The organism is Paraburkholderia sp. D15 (genome assembly GCF_029910215.1).
In the GTDB taxonomy this organism is placed as follows: domain Bacteria; phylum Pseudomonadota; class Gammaproteobacteria; order Burkholderiales; family Burkholderiaceae; genus Paraburkholderia.
In genome coordinates, this window is sequence record NZ_CP110396.1 from 227,177 (window position 1) to 247,404 (window position 20,228).

Annotated in this window: 18 protein-coding genes; 8 read left to right on the top strand and 10 right to left on the bottom strand. The window is 63.7% G+C overall.

Annotation, left to right across the window (positions count from 1 at the left end; translation table 11 throughout):
* Positions 1-43: 43 nt before the first annotated feature.
* Positions 44-976 carry a 2-hydroxyacid dehydrogenase gene (locus LFL96_RS20560; protein WP_281002548.1) on the bottom strand — a complete coding sequence of 311 codons (933 nt, stop codon included), beginning with the start codon at positions 974-976 and terminating at the stop codon, positions 44-46.
* A gap of 281 nt (positions 977-1,257) precedes the next feature.
* Between LFL96_RS20560 and LFL96_RS20565 the strand changes: the two genes are divergently transcribed.
* Complete coding sequence (locus LFL96_RS20565) at positions 1,258-2,754, top strand: diguanylate cyclase (RefSeq protein ID WP_281003820.1); 1,497 nt, start codon at positions 1,258-1,260, stop codon at positions 2,752-2,754.
* Positions 2,755-2,851: 97 nt separating this feature from the next.
* On the opposite strand, the gene LFL96_RS20570 is transcribed toward LFL96_RS20565, so the two are convergent.
* Complete coding sequence (locus tag LFL96_RS20570; RefSeq protein WP_281002549.1) at positions 2,852-4,111, bottom strand: MFS transporter; 1,260 nt, start codon at positions 4,109-4,111, stop codon at positions 2,852-2,854.
* Between the two features lie 8 nt (positions 4,112-4,119).
* Positions 4,120-5,457, bottom strand: coding sequence for a hypothetical protein (locus LFL96_RS20575; protein ID WP_281002550.1), 1,338 nt, complete (start codon positions 5,455-5,457; stop codon positions 4,120-4,122).
* 228 nt (positions 5,458-5,685) lie between these two features.
* Between LFL96_RS20575 and LFL96_RS20580 the strand changes: the two genes are divergently transcribed.
* Positions 5,686-6,408 carry an autoinducer binding domain-containing protein gene (locus LFL96_RS20580; RefSeq protein WP_281002551.1) on the top strand — a complete coding sequence of 241 codons (723 nt, stop codon included), beginning with the start codon at positions 5,686-5,688 and terminating at the stop codon, positions 6,406-6,408.
* On the opposite strand, the gene LFL96_RS20585 is transcribed toward LFL96_RS20580, so the two are convergent.
* The 3 genes from LFL96_RS20585 to LFL96_RS20595 form a co-directional block, all read right to left on the bottom strand.
* Positions 6,403-6,720, bottom strand: coding sequence for a hypothetical protein (locus LFL96_RS20585; RefSeq protein ID WP_281002552.1), 318 nt, complete (start codon positions 6,718-6,720; stop codon positions 6,403-6,405). The two genes, LFL96_RS20580 and LFL96_RS20585, sit on opposite strands and share 6 nt — an antisense overlap.
* Before the next feature lie 204 nt (positions 6,721-6,924).
* On the bottom strand, positions 6,925-8,325 hold the full coding sequence (locus LFL96_RS20590; protein ID WP_281002553.1) for a heavy metal sensor histidine kinase: 1,401 nt from the start codon (positions 8,323-8,325) through the stop codon (positions 6,925-6,927).
* Positions 8,322-8,993, bottom strand: a complete 672-nt coding sequence (locus tag LFL96_RS20595; RefSeq protein ID WP_281002554.1) for a heavy metal response regulator transcription factor — start codon at positions 8,991-8,993, stop codon at positions 8,322-8,324. The genes LFL96_RS20590 and LFL96_RS20595 overlap by 4 nt, the downstream gene beginning before the upstream one ends.
* A 217-nt stretch (positions 8,994-9,210) precedes the next feature.
* On the opposite strand from LFL96_RS20595, the gene LFL96_RS20600 reads away from it, so the two are divergent.
* Genes LFL96_RS20600 through LFL96_RS20610 form a run of 3 tightly spaced genes read left to right on the top strand, consistent with a single transcriptional unit; the run spans position 9,211 to position 11,263 of the window.
* Entirely contained in the window at positions 9,211-9,843 is a 633-nt protein-coding gene (locus LFL96_RS20600; RefSeq protein ID WP_281002555.1) for a hypothetical protein, read from the top strand.
* Entirely contained in the window at positions 9,843-10,493 is a 651-nt protein-coding gene (locus LFL96_RS20605; protein ID WP_281002556.1) for a cytochrome b/b6 domain-containing protein, read from the top strand. The genes LFL96_RS20600 and LFL96_RS20605 overlap by 1 nt, the downstream gene beginning before the upstream one ends.
* A complete protein-coding gene (locus LFL96_RS20610; protein WP_281002557.1) occupies positions 10,490-11,263 on the top strand; it encodes a molybdopterin-dependent oxidoreductase in 774 nt (257 codons plus the stop codon). The genes LFL96_RS20605 and LFL96_RS20610 overlap by 4 nt, the downstream gene beginning before the upstream one ends.
* Positions 11,264-11,301: 38 nt before the next feature.
* On the opposite strand, the gene LFL96_RS20615 is transcribed toward LFL96_RS20610, so the two are convergent.
* Positions 11,302-12,315, bottom strand: a complete 1,014-nt coding sequence (locus tag LFL96_RS20615) for an AraC family transcriptional regulator (protein ID WP_281002558.1) — start codon at positions 12,313-12,315, stop codon at positions 11,302-11,304.
* A gap of 335 nt (positions 12,316-12,650) precedes the next feature.
* Here LFL96_RS20615 and LFL96_RS20620 point away from each other — a divergent pair, with 335 nt between their 5' ends.
* Positions 12,651-13,703 (top strand): NAD(P)-dependent alcohol dehydrogenase, encoded by a 1,053-nt coding sequence (locus tag LFL96_RS20620; RefSeq protein ID WP_281002559.1) that lies wholly within the window; start codon positions 12,651-12,653, stop codon positions 13,701-13,703.
* Positions 13,704-13,907: 204 nt separating this feature from the next.
* Here the strand turns inward: LFL96_RS20620 and LFL96_RS20625 are convergent, their stop codons facing one another.
* Positions 13,908-15,047: an IS481 family transposase gene (locus tag LFL96_RS20625; RefSeq protein ID WP_280996340.1), complete on the bottom strand. Its 1,140-nt coding sequence runs from the start codon at positions 15,045-15,047 to the stop codon at positions 13,908-13,910.
* A gap of 227 nt (positions 15,048-15,274) precedes the next feature.
* The gene (locus tag LFL96_RS20630) at positions 15,275-16,219 is read right to left on the bottom strand and encodes an IS110 family transposase (RefSeq protein ID WP_280999422.1); all 945 of its coding nucleotides are present in this window, start codon (positions 16,217-16,219) and stop codon (positions 15,275-15,277) included.
* Positions 16,220-17,074: 855 nt separating this feature from the next.
* On the opposite strand from LFL96_RS20630, the gene LFL96_RS20635 reads away from it, so the two are divergent.
* The gene (locus LFL96_RS20635) at positions 17,075-18,031 is read left to right on the top strand and encodes a LysR family transcriptional regulator (RefSeq protein WP_281002560.1); all 957 of its coding nucleotides are present in this window, start codon (positions 17,075-17,077) and stop codon (positions 18,029-18,031) included.
* 137 nt (positions 18,032-18,168) lie between these two features.
* Here the strand turns inward: LFL96_RS20635 and LFL96_RS20640 are convergent, their stop codons facing one another.
* Positions 18,169-19,161, bottom strand: a complete 993-nt coding sequence (locus LFL96_RS20640; protein WP_281002561.1) for a hypothetical protein — start codon at positions 19,159-19,161, stop codon at positions 18,169-18,171.
* 124 nt (positions 19,162-19,285) lie between these two features.
* Between LFL96_RS20640 and LFL96_RS20645 the strand changes: the two genes are divergently transcribed.
* The gene (locus LFL96_RS20645; protein ID WP_281002562.1) at positions 19,286-20,131 is read left to right on the top strand and encodes a M15 family metallopeptidase; all 846 of its coding nucleotides are present in this window, start codon (positions 19,286-19,288) and stop codon (positions 20,129-20,131) included.
* Positions 20,132-20,228: the final 97 nt, after the last annotated feature.

A 20,228-nucleotide genomic window follows, 5' to 3' on the forward strand; every position in this document is an offset into this window, starting at 1 on the left:
CCCGGTGGCGCTCAGCGGCCCTCACTGCCGTTCGGCGACGCCCTCAGATCGGCGTCAACACCGGTTCGCCCGCGAAATGCCGCCTCGCGTTGTTCAGGAAGTTGTCGACGGAAGCCGCGATCGCCTCCGGCGAGCGGCCACCCACGTGCGGCGTCAGCACGACGTTGTGCAGCGCAAGCAACGCTTCGGGCGGATGCGGCTCGCCCTCGTAGACATCGAGCCCCGCGCCCGCGATGCGGCCTTCGCTCAACGCCCGCGCGAGCGCGGCGGTGTCGACCACGCTGCCGCGCGACACGTTGACGACGAAGCCCTGCGGGCCAAGCGCATCGAGCACACCTGCGTCGATCAGATGACGCGTGCCCGCGCCGCCCGGCGTCGCCACCACCAGGAAGTCGCTCCATTGCGCGAGCGCCGTCACACTGTCGAAGAAACGCAGCGGCGAGCCCTCGCGCGGCTTGCGGTTGTGATAACCGATTTCCATGTCGAAGCCCGCGCCGCGCCTGGCAACTTTTTCGCCGATGTTGCCGAGCCCGACGATGCCGAGTCGTTTGCCGGACACGTTCGGCCGCATCGGCAGCGTGTCGCGCCAGACGCCCGTGCGGGTCGCCTGATCGAGTTGCGGGACGTCGCGCACCACGGCGAGCAGCAGCGCGAACGCATGATCGGCCACGCAATGATCGTTGGTGCCGGCGCCGTTCACGAGCACGATGCCGCGCGCGCGGGCGTGATCGACGGCGAGGTTTTCGTAGCCGGCGCCGAGCGCGCTCACCAGTTCGAGCTGCGGCATGCGGTCGATTTCCGCGGCCGTCAGTCCGGTCGTGCCGTTGGTCAGCACGGCGCGGAACGTGGCGCCGTGCGCGTCGATCGCGGCCGCGCGGTGTTCGGCATCGGGGGCGTGGGTCGCGTCGAACTCGGCGTCGATACTCGCGCGGCTTGCGTCTTTCAAGGGGATCAGGACCAGCAGGGAGGGCTTCATGACGGAGCTTTTTGGGCGGCGGCTTGTGGACGACGGATTGTTCGCCATAGCGGCGGTTGACGGACTGGTTCGTTAGCGGGCCAGTGTAGCAAGGCATGACGAGCCGCGCTCACAGCCAGCCTCCGGGCCTGCCCCGTTGACCTGAAGTCTGCCTCGGCCCCGCCGTCAAATGACTGCACGGCGTGCGCAAAAAAATCATGCGTCGCACGTGTTTGTTTTTTGCCGCCGCCCAACGGTCTTAGAATAGCGGCTACACCGCCCCCGAGAAGCCCATGCTGGATATGCTCCCGCGCGACCCCGCGCCTAACCGTGCCGTTCCGGATAACACCGTGTCAACGGACGACGCCGAGATGTTCGACCTCGCGCCCGTCTCCCTCTGGCTCGAAGATTTCAGCGGCGTGCGCGCGTTGTTCGACGCGTGGCGCGCCGACGGCGTCACCGATCTGCGCGCCTATTTCGCCGACCATCCCGAGCGGGTCGCCGAATGCGCGCACAGCATCCGCGTGATCAAGGTCAATCAGAAGACGCTGACGCAATTCGAAGCCGCCGATTTCGACGCGCTCACCGGCAATCTCGCCGCCGTGTTCCGCGACGACATGCTCAAGACTCACCTCGAGGAACTCTGCCAGTTGTGGGCGGGGCACGCGCAGTTCACCAGCCACACCGTCAACTACACGCTCGGCGGCCGCCGGCTCGACGTATTGCTCAAGGGCGCCGTGCTGCCTGGCCACGAGACGAGCTGGGACCGCGTGCTGGTGTCGGTGGAAGACATCACCGAACTCGAAGGCGCGCGGCATCGCGTGACGCTGGCCGAGCAATACGTACGCGGGCTGTTCGAGCATTCGCCGGTGTCGCTGTGGGTGGAAGACTTCAGCGCGGTCAAGCGCCTGCTCGACGAAGCGCGCGCGGCCGGCATCAACGATTTCCGCGTGTTCACCGACGTGCATCCGGAGTTCGTCGAACGCTGCATGCAGGAAATCCACGTGCTCGACGTGAATCAGCACACGCTCGACATGTTCGCCGCGAAAGACAAGCCCATGCTGCTGGCCCGTCTCGGTGAAGTGTTCCGCGACGACATGCGCCCGCACTTCCGCGAGCAGTTGATCGACCTGTGGGACAACAAGCTGTTCCAGCAGCGCGAAGTGCTCAACTATTCGCTCGACGGCAGCGAGGTGCACGTCCATCTGCAGTTTTCCGTGCTGCCGGGTCACGACAAGCACTGGGACCTGGTGCTGGTCGCGCTCACCGACATCACCGCACGCAAAAAGGCCGAAGCCTACCTGGAATTCCTCGGCAAGCACGACGTGCTGACCAAGCTGCGCAACCGCTCGTTTTACGTCGACGAGTTGAACCGGCTCGAACGCAAGGGGCCGTGGCCGGTAACGATCATCATGGCCGACCTGAACGGCCTGAAGCGCGTGAACGATCAGCTCGGCCATGCAGCGGGCGACGCGCTGCTGCGGCGCGCCGGCGAGGTGCTCGCGAAGGCGATGGAAGCGCCGTTCCACGCGGCGCGGATCGGCGGCGACGAATTCGCGATCCTGATGCCCGACACCGACGAACGCGGCGGCGCGGCGATGATCGACGCGATCCGCCAGCTGGTGGACATGAACAACCAGTTCTATCCGGGCTCGCCGCTGAATTTTTCGATGGGCGCGGCCACCTGTCAGCGCGGCGACCGGCTCGAATCCGGCGTGCAGCGCGCCGATCTGCTGATGTACGAGGAGAAGCGCGCCCACTACGCGAATCAGCAGGACGGAGGGACGCTCGGCGAGTGAGGCTATGCGGGCGCGGGGGAGCGGCTTAAGTGGTTGAGTCGGTTGAGTCTCGGTTGAGTCTCGGTTGAGTCTCGGTTAAGTCTCCTTTAAGGCGCATTCAACGCAATCGCCCAGCCTCGCGGCGCGCCGCCACTCGATCGATCACATGCGCAACGCAGCACACCGTCACGCACGACAAGCCAGCGAGCGCGAGCGCCGCGCCCAGTCCGCAGAACGGCGCGGCCGCGCCGAGCCACAACGCGCTCAACGCCGGCCCTCCGCGATAGATCACCCCGTACGATCCGAGCACCCGCCCGCGCATGGGCTCCGGCACGGATAGATGAATCAAGGTCTGCGCGCCGATGCCGGTGACGACGATCGAGAATCCCAGCGCGAAAAACAACCCCAGCGCCAGATGAAAATCGCGCGTCACCGCCAGCGCGAGCGTACACAGCGCGGCAGCCAGCACATGGCGGCCGACCAGCGTGGCAACGTTGCATGCGTTGCCACGTCCACTGATCCACACGCCCCCCGCCAACGCCCCCAGACCCGCTGCCGCGACCAGCGTCGCGAAGCCGCGAGGGCCCCGTTGCAGCAGTTGCTCGCTGATAGCCGGCGCGAGATCGGGCACGCCGCGAACACATACCGCGCTGACACTCAACATCACGAATACGCCGCGTAGAGGCGCAGCGGACGCCAGGTAGCGAAAGCCGTCGAGCGCCTGTTCGAGCCAGCGTCCGTCAGCCTTCATCCCACTCGGCCGTACAGCGGCCGGCATCCGCAACAGCACGCCGATAAACACCGCGTAGCTCAATGCGTTCAGCCAGAACAGCGCCGCGACGCCGAGCTGGACGAGCACGACACCTGCCACCGCCGGACCCACGAAGCGCGCGAGATTGAAGCACAGCGAGTTGATCGCTACCGCCGACGCGAGCCGCCGGCGCGGCACGAGGTTCGAGATCCAGGCCATCCGCGCAGGCTGACACAAGGCGTTCGCGATGCCGGTGACGGATGTCACCAGCAACAGCGACGTGAGCGACGCGGACTCGCCCAGCAGCAGCACGCCTTGCAATACAGCCATTGCCATCGCGACCACCTGGCAGTAAAGCACGACCTTGCGGCGATCGTGACGATCCGCCATCACGCCGGCGAGCGGCGCGAACAGCACGGTGGGAAACAGATCGGCGAACGCCACGATGCCGAGCCACAGGCTCGATCCGCTGCTTTCCCACGCGAGCCAGCCCGCGCCGATCCGCTGCAGCCACGTGCCGGTCAGCGACAGCGCGTTGCCACACGTGTAACGCCGGAAATCCCGGCCGGCAAGCGCATGAAAGCGCCTGCCCCGGCGCGCGCAGCCCGCGCGTGACAACTTGCGCATCGGTCGCCTCAGTGCACGGCGCGCTGCGAACCGAGCACCGCCATCTTGCTGCCTTCCTGCGCGATGTTGACCTTGCGGGCCCGGCTCACGCGCGAGCCATAACCGACGATCTCGCCGCTGGCGATCGTCACGACCAGGTCCCTGAAGCAGGTTTCGCCCTCCACCTCGGTCTCCGAATCCACGTAGCGCTGCACGACGTAACCCGACGACGAGCGCAGCATGATCAGATCGGTCCACGCCTCGGCATCATAGTCGCGGCCCACGTGCACCGACGCGCCGCGCGTGCCGTACGGATGCTTGATGACGAAGTCGTCCTTGTTGTCGATCAGATCCGCCCGGCTGATGCCGTCACCCAGCTTGCGGCTCAGCGGCACGAGCGCGCGGATCGCCGCGAGTTCGGCGTCGTTGAACAGATAGGCGAAGCGCGGGTCCGACATCACAACGATGCACAGTTTGTTGTCGCCGATCCAGCGCCCCGCCAGCGACGACTGGATCGCGACGCGGCCCTCCACCACGCTGCGGCAAAACCGCTCCCATTGCCCCACATCCTGAATCGAGCGCTGCACGCCGTATTTCAGATAGCCGAGCCGGAACGCCGAGTCCGCCCCCCGGTTCAGCTCCTCCGGTGTCAGCATGGCCGCGCGCAGGCCGCCCGCCTCGATCCGTCGCTTCAGATGCGGCAGCTCGAGAATATTGCCGCCCGCCGGATGCAGCAGCGCGATCCCGTCGATCGCATCCAGACCGCGCGCGGCGGCCAGCGACGACAACCAGTCCGGCACCCAGTCCTCGCGCTCGAACACCGACGGCGTGCCGCCCCACGATTCGATCAGCTCGCCCGCCCACGGCGCCGAGCGCCAGTAGCGATTGATCATGCCTGCATAGACGATGCCGCCCGGCGCGTTGGCGTTGAACTCGATGATCCTCAGCGTCGCGAGGCTGTGTCCCATCAGATCGAAACGGCACAGGTCGATCCGGTTGTTCGACGGCTGCGTGTCCTCCTTCACCCAGCGGCTGAGCGGTTTCGGAATATCGAGGAACTGCTGCAGATTCTTGTCGGTGCGGTACGCGTTGACGATCTTCTCCAGGGCGTTGAATACCGTCTTGATGCGTGCCGCCAGAATTTCCTCGGTTGCGGCATGAAGCGCACACACGCCGGCCATCACGGGATACGGACGCGACTGATTGCCTTCGAAACTCATCGACAAGCCGTCTTCCGCCGCGCATTTGCGCACGTGGGCATAGGCCCGGTTCAACTCGGCTTTCGCCGGGTCCTTGCCTAACGTGATCCAGTCTTTCGCCGGATCGAACACCGGCAGGTCGCTGCTCATCGAATGCGATTCAAGCATCGCTGTCTCCTTTACCGAAAGCATGCACAGGGGGGCTCGTGAGGAAAAATGAGCCGCCGGATCGGAAATAACGCAGGGCCGATCCGGCCACGTGAACGATTACATGAAGACGTTTCCTGAACAGCTCCCAGCATTGGTAGCGAAGACCAGCGTGTCGCCTAACATCAAGACTGCGAACTAATTAAAAATACCGCAGTCAGTAAAGGTATTTGAGAAGAGGAACTCGCCATGCCTCCCGAACACGCCGGATGGTGGAACGACCTGTCCTTCAACCTGCAAGGCAGCGAGCAGATCGATCAGGCGGTGGCGGCGCTATCGAATGCGGCATGCAATCTCGGCTTCACGTATTGCTCGTTCGGGTATCGAGACCGGCCGCCGTTCAATGCCGGCAATATCGTGGTCATGAGTTCCTATCCCGACGCGTGGCGCGCGAGGTATCGCGAACAGCGTTATCTGGAGATCGATCCGGTCGCCCAGCTGGACGCGACGAATCCCGCGCCGGTCGTGTGGAGCGACGATCTTTTCATGGACGCGCAGCTGCTGTGGGACGAAGCGCGCGCGGCGGGGTTGAAGGTGGGCATTTCGCAGCCGTGCTGGGATCCGCGCGGCCGATGCGGCGTGTTTTCGCTGTCGCGGGATCGCGACGCATTGAAGCAGAGCGAGGTCGACGCGTTGCGGCCCTACCTCGCGGCACTCGGTCATCTGTCGATGACCTACATTAACAAGCTTGCCGATCGCGAACGGCACGACACGGCGGGCGCGAATCTCACGCGCCGCGAAATCGAAATCCTGCGCTGGACTGCCGACGGCGGATCGGCCAAGAGCATTTCCAATGCGCTCGACATCTCCGCCGACACGGTCAATTTTCACCTGAAGAATTGCATGCGCAAGCTCAACGCGCCGTCCAAGGTCGCGGCGGCGGCTTATGCGATCGCTTACGGCTATTTATGAGGACAGACGCGCTTCGCCATAGGTACTCACGATACGGAGATCCTGCTCGTGCGCGGAAAAGCGCTCCCATTCGAGCCCGTTCACGTCGACGCTCGTGGTGAAGCCTTCCGCGTCATCGTCCTCGAAGCCGACGTGGCGCAACTGCCCCGCCTTCTCCGGCGTCATGTTGATCGAGAAGTTCAGCAGATCGGTGCGCCACATCGCGTAGCGGCCGGGGACCACCGCGGTCGGCTGCTGGCCGAGACGTGCGCTGTAATCGGCGATCGACGCGTCGAGGTCGGCCACCGCGAGGGCAATGTGAAAGCGTTTCATGCTGGATTCTCCGGAATGTGTGGGGACGGCCACACCATCCTAGCGGGACGCCGGAGCGCTAACCAGTTGCCTCGTCATCCCGGTATCGGCGTTACCAGCCAGGCGCGGCGTTCAGGTGGGTTGCCCGGATGGATTGCCCGGATGGATTGCCCAGGTCTCTTGCCCCGATGCGTCGCTCGGGCAGAGCCCGCGCCCTGCGCCATGTCAACTGACCGGAAAGCGCAGTTCGAAACGCACCACGCCCGGCGCCGGGCACATCGCCCGCGCGCCGCCGCCGTGCAGATGCATGATCGCCTTCACGATCGAAAGACCCAGTCCGCTCGATTCGGTAAATTCGCTGCGCGCCGCGTCCGCGCGATAGAAGCGGTCGAACAGACGGTCCAGTTGCTCGTGCGGAATCGGCGCGCCGTCGTTCTCGACCGCGACGATCGCGTCCGTGCCGTCGTGCGTGCCGCTTAAGCGCACCACCGAATTGGGCGCGCCGTAGCGCACGGCATTGACGACGAGGTTGTGGAGCGCGCGGCGGCACAACATCGGGTCGGCGTGCAGCGTCCCCGTCGCGTCGATCGTAAAGCGCATGCCGCGCTCGTCGGCGAGGCCCTCGAAGTAGTCGGCGATGCGGACCAGTTCGTCGTGCAGCGCCAACGACTCCCGCTCGATCGACAAGGTCGCGTGATCCGCATGCGCGAGAAACAGAATGTTCTCGGCGATGTGGCTCAAGCGGTTCAACTCTTCGAGATTCGATTCGAGCAACTGCTGATAATCGTCGGGCTCGCGCTGTTTGGCCAGCGTCACCTGGGTCTGGCCGATCAGCGCGCCGACCGGCGTGCGGATTTCATGCGCCAGATCGGCGGAGAATTGCGACAGTCGCTCGTAACCGTCCGCGAGACGATCGAGCATGGCATTGAACGACTGCGCGAGCTGACGCAGCTCGACCGGCGCGGCCTCGCTATCGAGCCGCACCGCGAGATTCGTGGGGCTGATCTGCGCGGCGTGCGTGGCGATCTCGCGCACCGGCCGCAACGCGCGGCGCAGCACGTAGTAAGCGAGCAGCGTCGACGCGAGCATTCCGCACACGGTGGCGAGCAGAATGCGGTCGCGATACGCCGCGAGCATCCGCATTTCCTGGGTCATCGGGTGCGCGGCGATCACCTCGACGTCGGCGCCGTCCTCGCGCGCCTTGACCGACGCGATCGCCCAATGCACCGGCACGCCGTCGGCGAGCAGGGTGCGCGGATCGTCGCCGGGCATGGGCAGTTGGCCGCCCGGCTCCGCCTGCAGCGGCGGCACCGCGATGCCGGCCGGGTTGACGTCGATGAACGGCGCCTCGTTACGCTTGCGGAACAGCAGCACGTCCGCCTCGCCGCCGAGCATGGTCTCGAACAGCAGCGGCCGCTGCTTCAGCTCGCTGACGGAATACAGGTCCTGCACGATCCGGCTGAAATGCTCGACGCGGCCGTTCAGCACGACGTCGGCGCGGCGCTCCAGCGAAATTTGAGCGGACTGATAGAAGTACATGCCGAGCGTGCCGATCACGAGGCACGCGATCGACGCGAACAGCACCGTGGTCCGTGCCGTGAGAGAACGCTCGCTCCACCACGTCATGAGCCGTCGCCGAACGTGTAGCCGATGCTGCGCACCGTATGGATCAGCTTCTTCTCGAACGGATGATCGACCTTCGCGCGCAACCGTTTGATCGCCACGTCGACCACGTTGGTGTCGCTGTCGAAGTTCATGTCCCACACTTCGGAGGCGATCTGCGTGCGCGACAGCGCCTCGCCCTGACGGCGCACCAGCAGATGCAGCAGCATGAATTCCTTGTTGGTCAGCGCGATCTCCACGCCCTCGCGCGTGACCTTGCGGCGCAGCACGTCGAGCCGCAGATCGGCGATTTCGAACACGTCGCTCTCGCGGATCACGCCGCGCCGCAACAGCGTGCGGATGCGCAGCACCAGTTCGGTGAACGAGAACGGCTTGACGAGATAGTCGTCGGCGCCGAGTTCGAGACCGCGAATGCGATCGCTCACATGATCGCGCGCGGTCAGGAAAATCACCGGCAGATCGCGCCGCGCGCGCAGCGCCCGCATGATTTCCCAGCCGTCGATGCCGGGCAGCATCACGTCCAGCACCACGAGGTCGTACGCGTGTTCGAGCGCCATGTGCAGACCGTCCGTGCCGGTGCGGGCGAGATCGACCGCATAGCCGCTCTCGCGCAAGCCTTTCTTCAGGTAGTCGCCGGTTTTCGGATCGTCTTCGATGACGAGGATGCTCATGGGACTGCGCGCAACGAACGAGGGCAAGGAATCGAAGCAGGCGCTGGATGCGATGCGTGAACAGGCGCGCGGGCTTCGGTCGACGGAAAGATAGCGGACATTCTACGTGGCGCCGGAAAAACCGTTCATGACGTTTTTGTCATCGTCCGGTCACTCCGCTGAGCCGCCCGCCTCCCTATTCTGCCGTCACCGTTCACTCACCACCTGGAGTCGCTTCATGAAGATCGTTTCCGCGAAGGTCCTACGTACGCTGGCCGCCCCGGCCCTGGTCGCCGCCGCGCTGTTCGCCGCCGGACCCGCCGCGCAGGCCCAGAACGCCATGCCCACCGGCGTGCGCGGCACCGTGACGTCGCTGTCCGGCGACCTGCTCAAAGTCCACACGCGCGACGGCAAGGACGTCGACGTGAAACTCGCGAAGGACACGCCAATTCGCGGCGTCGCGCTCGCCAACGTGAACGACATCAAGCCGGACAGCTATGTCGGCACCGCCGCGATTCCGCAGGCCGACGGCACGCTGAAGGCGCTCGAAGTGCACGTGTTCCCGGCCAGCATGCGCGGCTCCGGCGAAGGCCACCGTCCATGGGATCTCGGCTCGAACAGCACGATGACCAACGGCACCGTCGGCTCGCTGGTGGTCAGCAACGGCCGCACGATTACCGTGAAGTACAAGGACGGCGAGAAGAAGATCGTGATTCCGCAGGACGTGCCGATCGTCAGCCTGCAACCGGGCGACCGTTCGCTGCTGGTGCCGGGCGCCAAGGTCGTGCTGTTCGCGCATAAGGAAGCCGATGGTTCGATGGCCGCGAACTTCATCTCCGCCGGCAAAAACGGCGTGACGCCGCCGATGTAATGGCTACGCCGCCCAAACGTCACCGCGGTCACCGAGGTCAGCTCGTTCATCCGCTCGTCGTGCGCGTCACTCACTGGATCAACGCCTTCGCGATGGTCTGCATGGTGATGAGCGGCTGGGCGATCTACAACGCGTCGCCGATCTTCCCGTTCCGCTTTCCGGCGTGGGCGACGGTCGGCGGCTGGCTGGGCGGATCGATCGCCTGGCACTTCGCGGCGATGTGGCTGCTGTGCGCGAACGGGCTGCTGTACGTGTCGTACGGGATCGGCCGCGGGCATTTCCGCCGCAAGCTGCTGCCGGTGCATCCGCGCGACGTCGCGCATGACGCGATGCTGGCGCTGCGCCTGCGGCTACCGCACGACACGGGCCGCTACAACGCGGTCCAGCGTGCGCTGTATCTGCTCGTGCTATGCCTTGGCGTGCTGCTGGTCGCATCGGGTCTGTCGATCTGGAAGCCGGTGCAGTTCTCGTGGCTGACCGCGCTGTTCGGCGGCTTCGATTTCGCGCGCCGCGTGCATTTCGTCGCGATGGCGGGCGTGGTCGGCTTCGTCGTCGTGCATCTCGCGCTGGTGCTGCTGGTGCCGCGCACCTTGCTGCCGATGCTGACCGGCCGCGCCCGCTCCTCCACTCATACAGGAACCTCGGCATGAGCGCTGATCGTCCCACGGATGCGCGCAAGACGCGCATCGTTCTCAGCGAACATCGGCCGCAGATAGAGCGGTTGCAACGGCGTCTCTTTCTGCGCTCGTCGCTTTCCATCGGCGCGCTCGCGATGCTGTCCGGCTGCAACATGCAGGACGGCGATTCCGTCGACAAGGTGCTGTGGGCGATGTCGCGCTGGAACGATCGCGTGCAGGGCTGGCTGTTCTCGCGCAACAAGCTCGCGCCGACCTACGCGGCGAGCGAGATCACCGATCCGTTTCCGTTCAACGCGTTCTATCCGGAGTTCGACGCGCCGGATATCGACGGTTCGACCTACCAGCTCGAAGTGTCCGGCCTCGTGTCGGACCGGCGCGTGTGGACCCTCGAGCGCCTGCGCACGTTGCCGCAGGTGTCGCAGATCACGCGTCACATCTGCATCGAGGGATGGAGCGCGATCGGCCAATGGCGCGGCGTGCCGTTCCGCACTTTCCTCGAACGCATCGGCGCCGATCTGAGCGCGCGCTACGTCGGGTTCAAATGTGCGGACCGCTACTATTCGAGCCTCGACATGGCGACGGCCCTGCATCCGCAGACGCAACTCACGCTGGACTTCCGCGACGCGCCCTTGCCCGCGAAATACGGTTATCCGCTCAAGCTGCGCGTGCCGACCAAACTCGGCTTCAAGAACCCGAAGCACATCGCGGCGATCTTCGTGACCAACACGAATCCCGGCGGCTACTGGGAAGATCAGGGCTATAACTGGTTCAGCGGGTTATAGGTTTCCGGATAGAGGCTCACCGATCGATCTCGCGCATTTCAAACCGCGGTGACGTAACGCGCAACGGGCTTCACCACGCGCGGCGCGGGCGGATCGTAGGCGGTGCGCATGCGTTTGACTTCATCGACAGGGCTCAGGCCGAACAGGCGCTTGAACTCGCGGCTGAACTGCGACGCGCTTTCATAACCGACGCGCGCCGCCGCCGCGCCCGCGTTCAAGCCGTCCTGCACCATCAACAGACGCGCGTGATGCAGACGCGTGGTCTTCACGTACTGCATCGGCGAGGTTGCCGTGACGGCCTTGAACTGCGCGTGAAAGACGGCGAGACTCATGCCGGCTTCGGAAGCCAGGGTGTCGACGTCGAGTTCGCCGTGATAGTCCGCGTGAATGCGCCGCAGCGCTTTCGCGATGCGCCCGAAATGATTCTGATGCGTGAGCGCCGCGCGAATCGCGCCGCCCTGCTCGCCGGTCAGCACGCGATAGCAGATTTCGCGGACCACGCCGGGCGCGAGAATGCGCGAGTCGAGCGGCGACGCCAGCGCTTCCATCAAACGTTGCACCGCGTTGGATAGCGCCGGATCGAGCGGTGTCGAGTAGATGCCGACCGGTTCGTTCTGCGCGGCGCCTTGCGTTTCGTTCAACGCCATCAACAACTCCGCCACCATGGTCAGATCCACGCGCACCGAGATCGCGAGAAACGGTGTCTGCTCGCTCGCCTCGGTCTCGCATTCGAACGGCAGCGGCACGGACAGCACGAGATACTGCTGCGCGTCGTACTGATACACCTGATCGCCGAGATAGCCGCGCTTGCGGCCCTGACACACGATCACGATGCTCGGCTCGTACATGACCGGCATGCGCGGCATCGGACTGTTGGCGCGCATCAGGCTGACGCCGTCCACGGTGGAACGCGTGATGCCGGGTTTCGGTGCGAGCAGATCGAAGAGTTCGACGACGCGCTGTTCGGCGAGGCCATCGGCGATGGCGCCGGAAACGGCTGCATCGGCGGCATCGGCGGATTGGGTGACAGTTCCGCTGGCGGAATTCGACATGACGATAAGGTGACGCGCAAGAGAATAATGCTTGAAATTTAGCACTAAAAGACCTACAGCGCTGCGCACCAGGAGTTTTAGGCAAATCTTCAAGACATTCAGGTATTCCTCCCCACCGTGACGGCTCCTAAGATGGGAACCCTGCCGGAACGAGTCTTTCCGCGCCGCGCCGGGCCTGGTTGCCGACGCATTGCCGCAAGCGACCCCGCTGGGCATGCCGACCACGTTGCTTCCTGCGCGCGCCGCGATTCCGGGTCATGACGAGGTGGAGCCTGACGACAGCACGCCGTCGCACGGGGCACCTCGTGTCGTTATTTTCCTTGCTGGAGCTACCCATGAGCACGACTTACGCCTATGCAGCGACCGACGCCACCGCGCCGCTCGCTCCGTTCGAAATCCAGCGTCGCGAACTGCGCGCGCACGACGTGCAGATGGACGTGCTGTTTTGCGGCGTGTGCCATTCCGATTTGCATCAGGCGCGCAACGAGTGGAAGAACACGATTTATCCGGTGGTGCCGGGCCACGAGATCGTCGGCCGCGTCACGTCGGTGGGTCCGGACGTGACCAAGTACAAGGTGGGCGACCTGGTCGGCGTCGGCTGTCTGGTGGATTCGTGCCGCACGTGTGCGAGTTGCCGCGAAGATCTCGAGCAGTATTGCGAGAACGGTTGGGTCGGCACGTATAACGGCGTGGACAAAGTAGACGGCCAGGTGACGTACGGCGGTTATTCGACGCAACTCGTGGTGGACGAAGCGTTCACGCTGCGGGTGCCGGAGAATCTCGATCCGGCGGGCGCGGCGCCGTTGCTGTGCGCGGGTATCACGACGTATTCGCCGTTGCGGACGTGGGGTGCCGGTCCCGGCAAGAAGGTGGGGATCGTCGGCTTGGGCGGTCTGGGGCATATGGGCGTGAAGCTCGCGCGGGCGATGGGCGCGCATGTGGTGCTGTTCACGACGTCGCCGTCGAAGATCGAGGATGCGAAGCGGCTGGGCGCGCATGAGGTGGTCATTTCCCGGAATGCCGAGGAGATGGAAGCGCATGCGAATAGTTTCGATCTGATTCTGAATACCGTGGCTGCGCAGCATGATCTGAATCCGTTTTTGAATCTGCTCAAGCGGGATGGGACGTTGACGCTGGTTGGCGCGCCTGAACATGATCATCCGTCGCCGCAGGTGTTCAATCTGATCTTCAAGCGGCGCAGGCTGGCTGGGTCGTTGATCGGCGGCATTGCCGAGACGCAGGAGATGCTGGATTTCTGCGGTGAGCATGGGATTACTTCTGATGTTGAGGTGATTCCCATGCAGGGGATTAATGAGGCTTATGAGCGGATGCTTAAGAGTGATGTTAAGTATCGGTTTGTGGTTGATATGGAATCCTTGCGGAAGTAGGTGAGGTTTTTTTGGGCTCGCGCTGGGCTGTTTTTTGGCCTTTGCCTGCTTTGTTTGTGGGATTTTTTTTGGCCTTTCCTTGCATTCTTATCGGTCTATTTGCGTTACCCCTGTGCGGGGCGGCACCTACTTCTCTTTGCCGCGGTGTTTAGACCGGAGACATAGGTAACAGATGTGCGGAGACATGGGTAACACATGATCCGCTCATTCCTGCTGGTTCAGGTTGATGGTTCCGAAGCGGTGATGCGCAAAAAACAGGTCGTAGCAGTTCTCTTCATCGACGCGCGCGCGGATGGCCACGGGCAGGTTCTGCAATGCATTTGATACCTTGAATCGCCGGTTCCTGAAGCGTAGTTCGCCGTTCCACTTCACGCACTGCACGTGATCGTTTTCGCCGTACTCGATTGGCGGCAGGATCTCCGGATAGGCGCGCGGACTCGGTCGATAACGCGTAACCGGGGTCGCCATGTCCAGCGCCTGATGTGGGCGCTGATGGTTGTAGACCGTGCGCCACTCATCGAACGCCTGCTGCGCGCTGGACAGATTCCTGAAGTGGCGTCCGGCGATCACCTCGGCCTTCAGCGTGCGGTGAAACCGCTCCTCCTTGCCGTTGGTCTGCGGATGCGCCACGCGGCTGTGTGACAGGCGCACACCCAGCCGGATGAGCCAGATGGCCAGTTCGGTCAACTGGCCCGGCTGGCTGGGGCTGCCCCACGGCGAACCGTTGTCCGCGTTGATGCGCCGCGGCAGCCCATAGCGGCGGAAGGTGCGCTGCAGATGATGCTGCACGATCCGGGTGTCGGTGCGAATGCAGGCATCGAGCGTCACGTTGTAGCGCGAATGATCGTCCAGCAGGGTCAGGGGCGAACAGTGGCGGCCGTCCTGCAGGTCGAACCAGCCCTTGAAATCCATCTGCCAGAGATCGTTGGGCTGTGCATGCTCGAAGCGCTGCCAGGCCGTGGCGGCCTCGGAGGCAGCCGGGTCGATGAGCCCGTGACGATGCAGGATGTCCGTCACGGTACTCGGGGCCGGCACGTCCCTGTGGCCCAGGTCGCACAGACGCCGGCTGATCTTGCGTCCACCCCAGGCGGGGTGTGCCCGCCGCAGTTCGACTACCTGCTGCTCGACTGACGGTGGCGTGCGCGCCGGATTCTGCAGGGGGCGGCGCGAGTGATCTGTCAGCGCGGCAACGCCGCCCTGCGCGTGGCGCTCAAGCCACTTGTAGCCGGTCTTCGGACTGATGCCAAAGCGCCGGCACAGGTCGCGACGGTTGGCGCCTTCCTGCAAGGCCAGATGGACGAATTCCAGACGCAGATTCATGGTGTCTCTCGGATTCCAGGGCATGACCGGCTCCAGGCGATTCGCTCGCCAAGAGTGTTACCCATGTCTCCGTACACCCGTTACCTATGTCTCCGGTCCATACACCGCGGCAAAGAGAAGCAACCGTATTGGAAGTCAAGCGACGGGTATCGGGTGGGCGGCGGATCACATGTCGATCCGCCGGCGACGTACAGGCGAGCGCATGCCGCACGATCTCCGATCGCGCCTTCGGTAAGAACGCTTGAAGAAGTTCAGATGATCGACGGCCTCCAGTGCGTGTCATGCTGGACCATCGTATTGAGTGTGACGATGAGCTTGCGGATGCACGCCGTGATGGCGACCTTGAACGGCTTGCCCGCCTCGCGTAGCCGGTCATAGAAAGCGCGAATGGTCGGATTGAAGCGCAGCGCGGGCACGCAGGCCATGTAAAGAGCGCGCCGTACGACGGCTCGCCCGCCCTGAATGCGACGCCTGCCGATGTGTTTGCCGCTGTCGCTATTGAACGGAGCGACGCCGGTGAGCGCGGCGATCTCGCGGCGGTTCAGCGAACCCAGTTGCGGCATGAAGGCGATCAGCGTTGCGGCGGCGCCGGGACCGATACCGGGCACGGAGCGCAGCAGATCTTCCTTCTGACGCCACGCGGGAGACGAGCGCAGGAACGAGTCGATATCGTTGTCCGCGATCCTGATCTGCTGCTTGAGCCATTTGATGTGGTCATTCAGGCTTTCGCGGGCGGCGGCGTGGGCGCGCTCAAGACGGGCCTTCTCGGCCACGAGCATGTCCACGAGCTGGGCGCGGCGCAGCAGCAGGGCCTGCAACTGCTCGGTCTGCACATCGGTGAGCGGGCGCACCACGGGCTTGATGACCGCGGCGAAACGGGCGATGGCAAAGGCGTCGATGCGATCGGTCTTGGCCCGCATGCCGGTCGCGCGGGCGAAGTCGCGCACCTGCCGGGGATTCACGGCGACAGCGGGCAGACCCGCCTCGCAGAGGGCTCTGAGCACGGCGAGTTCGAGCTTGCCGGTGGCCTCCATCACGATCAGGGTGGGGTTCAACGCGATGAGACGTTGTACCAGTTGATCGATGGCGGTCTGCTCATTGTCGACACGAAAATGGTCGGTCGTGTCGTGAATGGCGATGTCGAGCGTTGTGCCGCTGACGTCGATGCCGATATAAACGGAAGAAACAGGATTCATCGTGGTACCCATACTTGCAGGAAAATACGAGCTCGAGGCTCCGTCAACTGTTCGGGTTATGAGGATGAAAAGGACAGTCGCTCAAGCTTCTCTGCGTGCTCGAAGCACTGAAGGCAGACGAGCTGACTGTCCCTGTGGCGACAACTGATCGGGTCGTCGTCACAGGAGGGAATATACAAGTAGGCAAGAGAAAGCCGCTCACACCGCTAACTCTTAAGCGGGTCCCCCGCACAGCCACGGTAGTGGACCATCTGGAATCTGCGTTCTCGCACATTCCGCCTCAGTGACACAGCAGTCATTCTTCCGGCGGCGCTGCGCGCGCCGTGCGGTTCATCAATAAGCCACTTTCGTGGCTTTACTGCGTTGCGCGCCAGTCGCACACGAGCGCCAACATCCATAACTATTAATTACGTGATCCGAATCATTCATTCCGGCACTCCGCGCACGGAATGAATCGCGGACCCTGCGGGATCACGAACGCAAAAAACGAGGCAGACGTACCCCCGATGAACCCATCGGCGCGCGCAGCGCCGCCGGAGGAATGACTGCTGTGTCACGAACGCGGAGTGAGAGATAGTACGGATTCCAGATGGTCCACTACCGTGGCTGCGCGGGGGCTCCGCTTAAGAGTTAGCGGTGTGAGCGGCTTTCTCTTGCCTACTTCTCTTTGCCGCGGCAAAGAGAAGTAGGTGCCGCCCCGCACAGGGGCAACGCTAATAGACCAAAAGCAAATCAAGAAAAGGCCAACAACAACAACAACAACAACAACAACAACAACAACAACAACAACAACAACAACAACAACAACAAACAAACCACCCAACCACCACCCCAACAAACCCCCAGGAGCACCCCGTGATCGACAGAATAACCGCCATGCGCACATTCCTGCGAATCGTGGACACGAACAGCTTCACCCGCGCAGCGGAGTCCTTAAACATCCCACGAGCAACAGCCACAACAACAGTCCAGAACCTGGAAGCCCTGCTAGGCACCGCGCTATTAGTGCGCACAACACGACGCCTAAGCGTCACCCCAGAAGGCGCCGCCTACTACGAACGCTGTGCGCAAATCCTCGCCGACATCGACGAGATGGAAACCAGCATCCGCAACGCGACCGACAACCTCACCGGCCGCCTGCGCATCGAAATGCCCAGCGCGATCGCCACCACCATCGTGCTGCCCGCGCTCAGCGACTTCCACACCCGTTACCCCAACCTGGATCTCGCCATCGGTATCAGCACCCGCACCACCGACATGATCTCGGAAGCCATCGATTGCAGCATCCAGCTCGGCGAGCTCCCCGACTCGAATCTGGTCGCCCGCAACCTCGGCACCCTCGAACACGTGACCTGCGCAAGCCCCGACTACCTGGCCCGCTACGGCACGCCCATGGATCTCGACGATCTGCGCGGACACGCCGCCGTCAATTGCATGTCGCCGCATAACGGCCGCGAAGTGGATTTCGATTTCGAAGTGGACGGCGAAGCGCAAAAGGTCAAGGTCAAAGGCTTCGTCAAAGTCAGCGACGAACCCGCCTACCTCACCTGCGGTCTGCAAGGCCACGGTCTGATCCAGCCCGCGCGGATCGCCGCCAAACCCTATCTCGAGTCGGGACTGCTGCGTGAAGTGCTGCCGCAATGGAAGCCGGTGCCGATGCCTGTCTCGGTCGCGTATGTGAAAAACCGCCGGGTATCGCCGCGCGTGCGCGCTTTCGTCGACTGGCTCGCCGAGGTGTTCGAACAGGCCGAATACGTCGACCAGGACCTCACGCGCGTACGGCAGTTGTTGCGCGGCCTGCATCCCGCGTGAAGCGGGTCATGCAGGCCGCGAAGGCGGGAATGGCCCCGCCGGACTGGATCGACAGCCGGGTTACGGCTGCGTTATTGCCGCGTTATTGCCACGTAGTGGCTGCGTATTGACGGTGTAGCGGCTACGTTACGGCTGAATCAAGGCTGACGCGCTTGCGGCGCCGCCCCCGGACAAGCCGGGTCCTTGCCCCAATGACCGTCGCACACGCGCCAGCGGCACAACTGGTCCTCGAAGAACCCACGCTGCGAACACTCTTTCACGCGCTCCGCGAGCTTCGCGTTGCCCGGCGCCGTCGCGCTCACCTTGGTGGTTGCGCTGCCGGTCGCCTTGGTATCGGCCGGCTTGGTGCGCGCAACCAGCGCGGCCAATAGATCGGCATCCGAATCGTCTTTCGAAGCATTCGCCGCCGGACGCGCCTTCTTCGTCTGCGCGACCGCCGTCGGCGTGCTCGCGTGATGGTTGCCCGCGCTCGCCGTCGTGCTCTCCTTCTTGCCGTGCGCGGCATCATGCTTACCGTTGCTCGCCACAGCGACTGCCGTCTTGCCGTGCTTGGCCGCGGGCACCTGCACCGCCGACGCGGACGTGGCCGACGCCACCGGCGCGGGCGCACTGCTCGGCTCCGCGCCATCGGCCAGCGCGCGCGACAGACGGCTGGCGTCGCCGCTTGCCGGCACCGTGGCGGAGGCCTTGCTGTCGCTGTCGTCGGCGATGATGGTGGCCGCCTGCGAGGCCGAAGCCGCGGCCGGTTCCTTCGCGGCGGCCTGCGCCGTCGCACCCGGCGCCGCATTCGCCGACGATGCGGGTGCGGCAGCGGTGGCGGCCGTCGGCGAGGCGCCAGAAGTGACAGGCGCAACCGGTGCGGCAGGCTTGCCGGCCTCGGAGGCGGCGGACGCCAGCGTCTCGTCCTGCTGACGCTGCTGCATATGCCATGCGCCCCAGCCGCCGGCCGCGATCACGAGCAGAGCGACCAGCAACAACGGCGCCTTCGAGCGGCGTGGTTTTTCGGTAGGCGGCGCAACGCGGCCTTCCAGGTTCGCGAGAATTCGCGAACCATTGGCATCAGCGCCTTTAGCCTTATCGGATAACAGGCTAGGCGGGGCTTTGGAATTCGAACTTTCCGGCGCACTCATTCACTGTCTCATTGAATCCTGGATTATTTCGCCGTGATAATACCGTTCCGGCTCGTTCCGAGCAGGCCTGATTCTAAGAGCAAGCATTACAAAATACAATTGTTTCCAATTCCCGGGGTCGCCTTTGATTGCCGTAGTACTTCTCGCCTATTTCGCGGTCGCAGTCCTGATCGCCGCAATGCTGCTATTGCCACCGGTTCGTGCCTATTTATCAGGCGCGGCACTCGCTATTCATGATCGTCTTATGCGCGGAGCATCGCGTGGCGCGTCCCGTGCGCGCGGTCAATTAACACGCTCGGCAAGAATTTCGCAATCGGCCGCGGTCGATATGCAAAAGTTACTGGTAAAGCGGCGCTTGCTGATTTTTACCACGACAGGTATTCTTGCGACGCCGCCATTGGTGGCATTGGCATTACGCGGCAAGCAATTATTCCAATTCGATGACACTGCGCGGGTACCGGACGAGAAAATTGCCGCGCTATTGAACGGCGAACAGCTCGTGCCCCCGCCGCCGCTGCCGCCGGAGGTATTTGCAACGCAGGAAGTCGAGCAGATCCGGCCCGCGCTGAAAGACGCGAGCCGCGACTGGAATTTGCTCGATGCCGACTTCAGAACGCGCTTATTGCTCGTGTATAAAATCATGCACGAGCAATATGGGTATGAAATGGCTTTGCTGGAAGGTTATCGCAGTCCGGAGCGGCAAAACCGGCTGGCGCAAATGGGGGGCAACGTCACCAATGCCGCAGCGTTTCAGAGCTATCACCAATACGGCCTTGCCGCGGACAACGCCTTTTTGCGCGACGGCAAGCTCGTCATTTCAGAAAAAGATCCCTGGGCCATGCGCGGCTATCAGTTATACGGGCAGACCGCCGAGCAGGTGGGCCTGACGTGGGGCGGCCGCTGGAAATTGATGGATCTCGGGCACGTCGAATATCACAAACCCGGCTTCGTCATCGGGCGTGGTCATTAAGCTAAAGCGGGTAATAAAGAGGTTGACAAATGGGGCGTTCAATCAATTTTTCCGGAAAAACGCGGCAATGCCGCATGCATCGCGGCATTGCCGCGCA

Bases quoted from the DNA above. Each gene is read 5' to 3' on its own strand.
- LFL96_RS20560 (WP_281002548.1), bottom strand. From the start codon at position 976: ATGAAGCCCTCCCTGCTGGTCCTGATCCCCTTGAAAGACGCAAGCCGC.
- LFL96_RS20565 (WP_281003820.1), top strand. From the start codon at position 1,258: ATGCTCCCGCGCGACCCCGCGCCTAACCGTGCCGTTCCGGATAACACC.
- LFL96_RS20570 (WP_281002549.1), bottom strand. From the start codon at position 4,111: ATGCGCAAGTTGTCACGCGCGGGCTGCGCGCGCCGGGGCAGGCGCTTT.
- LFL96_RS20575 (WP_281002550.1), bottom strand. From the start codon at position 5,457: ATGCTTGAATCGCATTCGATGAGCAGCGACCTGCCGGTGTTCGATCCG.
- LFL96_RS20580 (WP_281002551.1), top strand. From the start codon at position 5,686: ATGCCTCCCGAACACGCCGGATGGTGGAACGACCTGTCCTTCAACCTG.
- LFL96_RS20585 (WP_281002552.1), bottom strand. From the start codon at position 6,720: ATGAAACGCTTTCACATTGCCCTCGCGGTGGCCGACCTCGACGCGTCG.
- LFL96_RS20590 (WP_281002553.1), bottom strand. From the start codon at position 8,325: ATGACGTGGTGGAGCGAGCGTTCTCTCACGGCACGGACCACGGTGCTG.
- LFL96_RS20595 (WP_281002554.1), bottom strand. From the start codon at position 8,993: ATGAGCATCCTCGTCATCGAAGACGATCCGAAAACCGGCGACTACCTG.
- LFL96_RS20600 (WP_281002555.1), top strand. From the start codon at position 9,211: ATGAAGATCGTTTCCGCGAAGGTCCTACGTACGCTGGCCGCCCCGGCC.
- LFL96_RS20605 (WP_281002556.1), top strand. From the start codon at position 9,843: ATGGCTACGCCGCCCAAACGTCACCGCGGTCACCGAGGTCAGCTCGTT.
- LFL96_RS20610 (WP_281002557.1), top strand. From the start codon at position 10,490: ATGAGCGCTGATCGTCCCACGGATGCGCGCAAGACGCGCATCGTTCTC.
- LFL96_RS20615 (WP_281002558.1), bottom strand. From the start codon at position 12,315: ATGTCGAATTCCGCCAGCGGAACTGTCACCCAATCCGCCGATGCCGCC.
- LFL96_RS20620 (WP_281002559.1), top strand. From the start codon at position 12,651: ATGAGCACGACTTACGCCTATGCAGCGACCGACGCCACCGCGCCGCTC.
- LFL96_RS20625 (WP_280996340.1), bottom strand. From the start codon at position 15,047: ATGCCCTGGAATCCGAGAGACACCATGAATCTGCGTCTGGAATTCGTC.
- LFL96_RS20630 (WP_280999422.1), bottom strand. From the start codon at position 16,219: ATGAATCCTGTTTCTTCCGTTTATATCGGCATCGACGTCAGCGGCACA.
- LFL96_RS20640 (WP_281002561.1), bottom strand. From the start codon at position 19,161: ATGAGTGCGCCGGAAAGTTCGAATTCCAAAGCCCCGCCTAGCCTGTTA.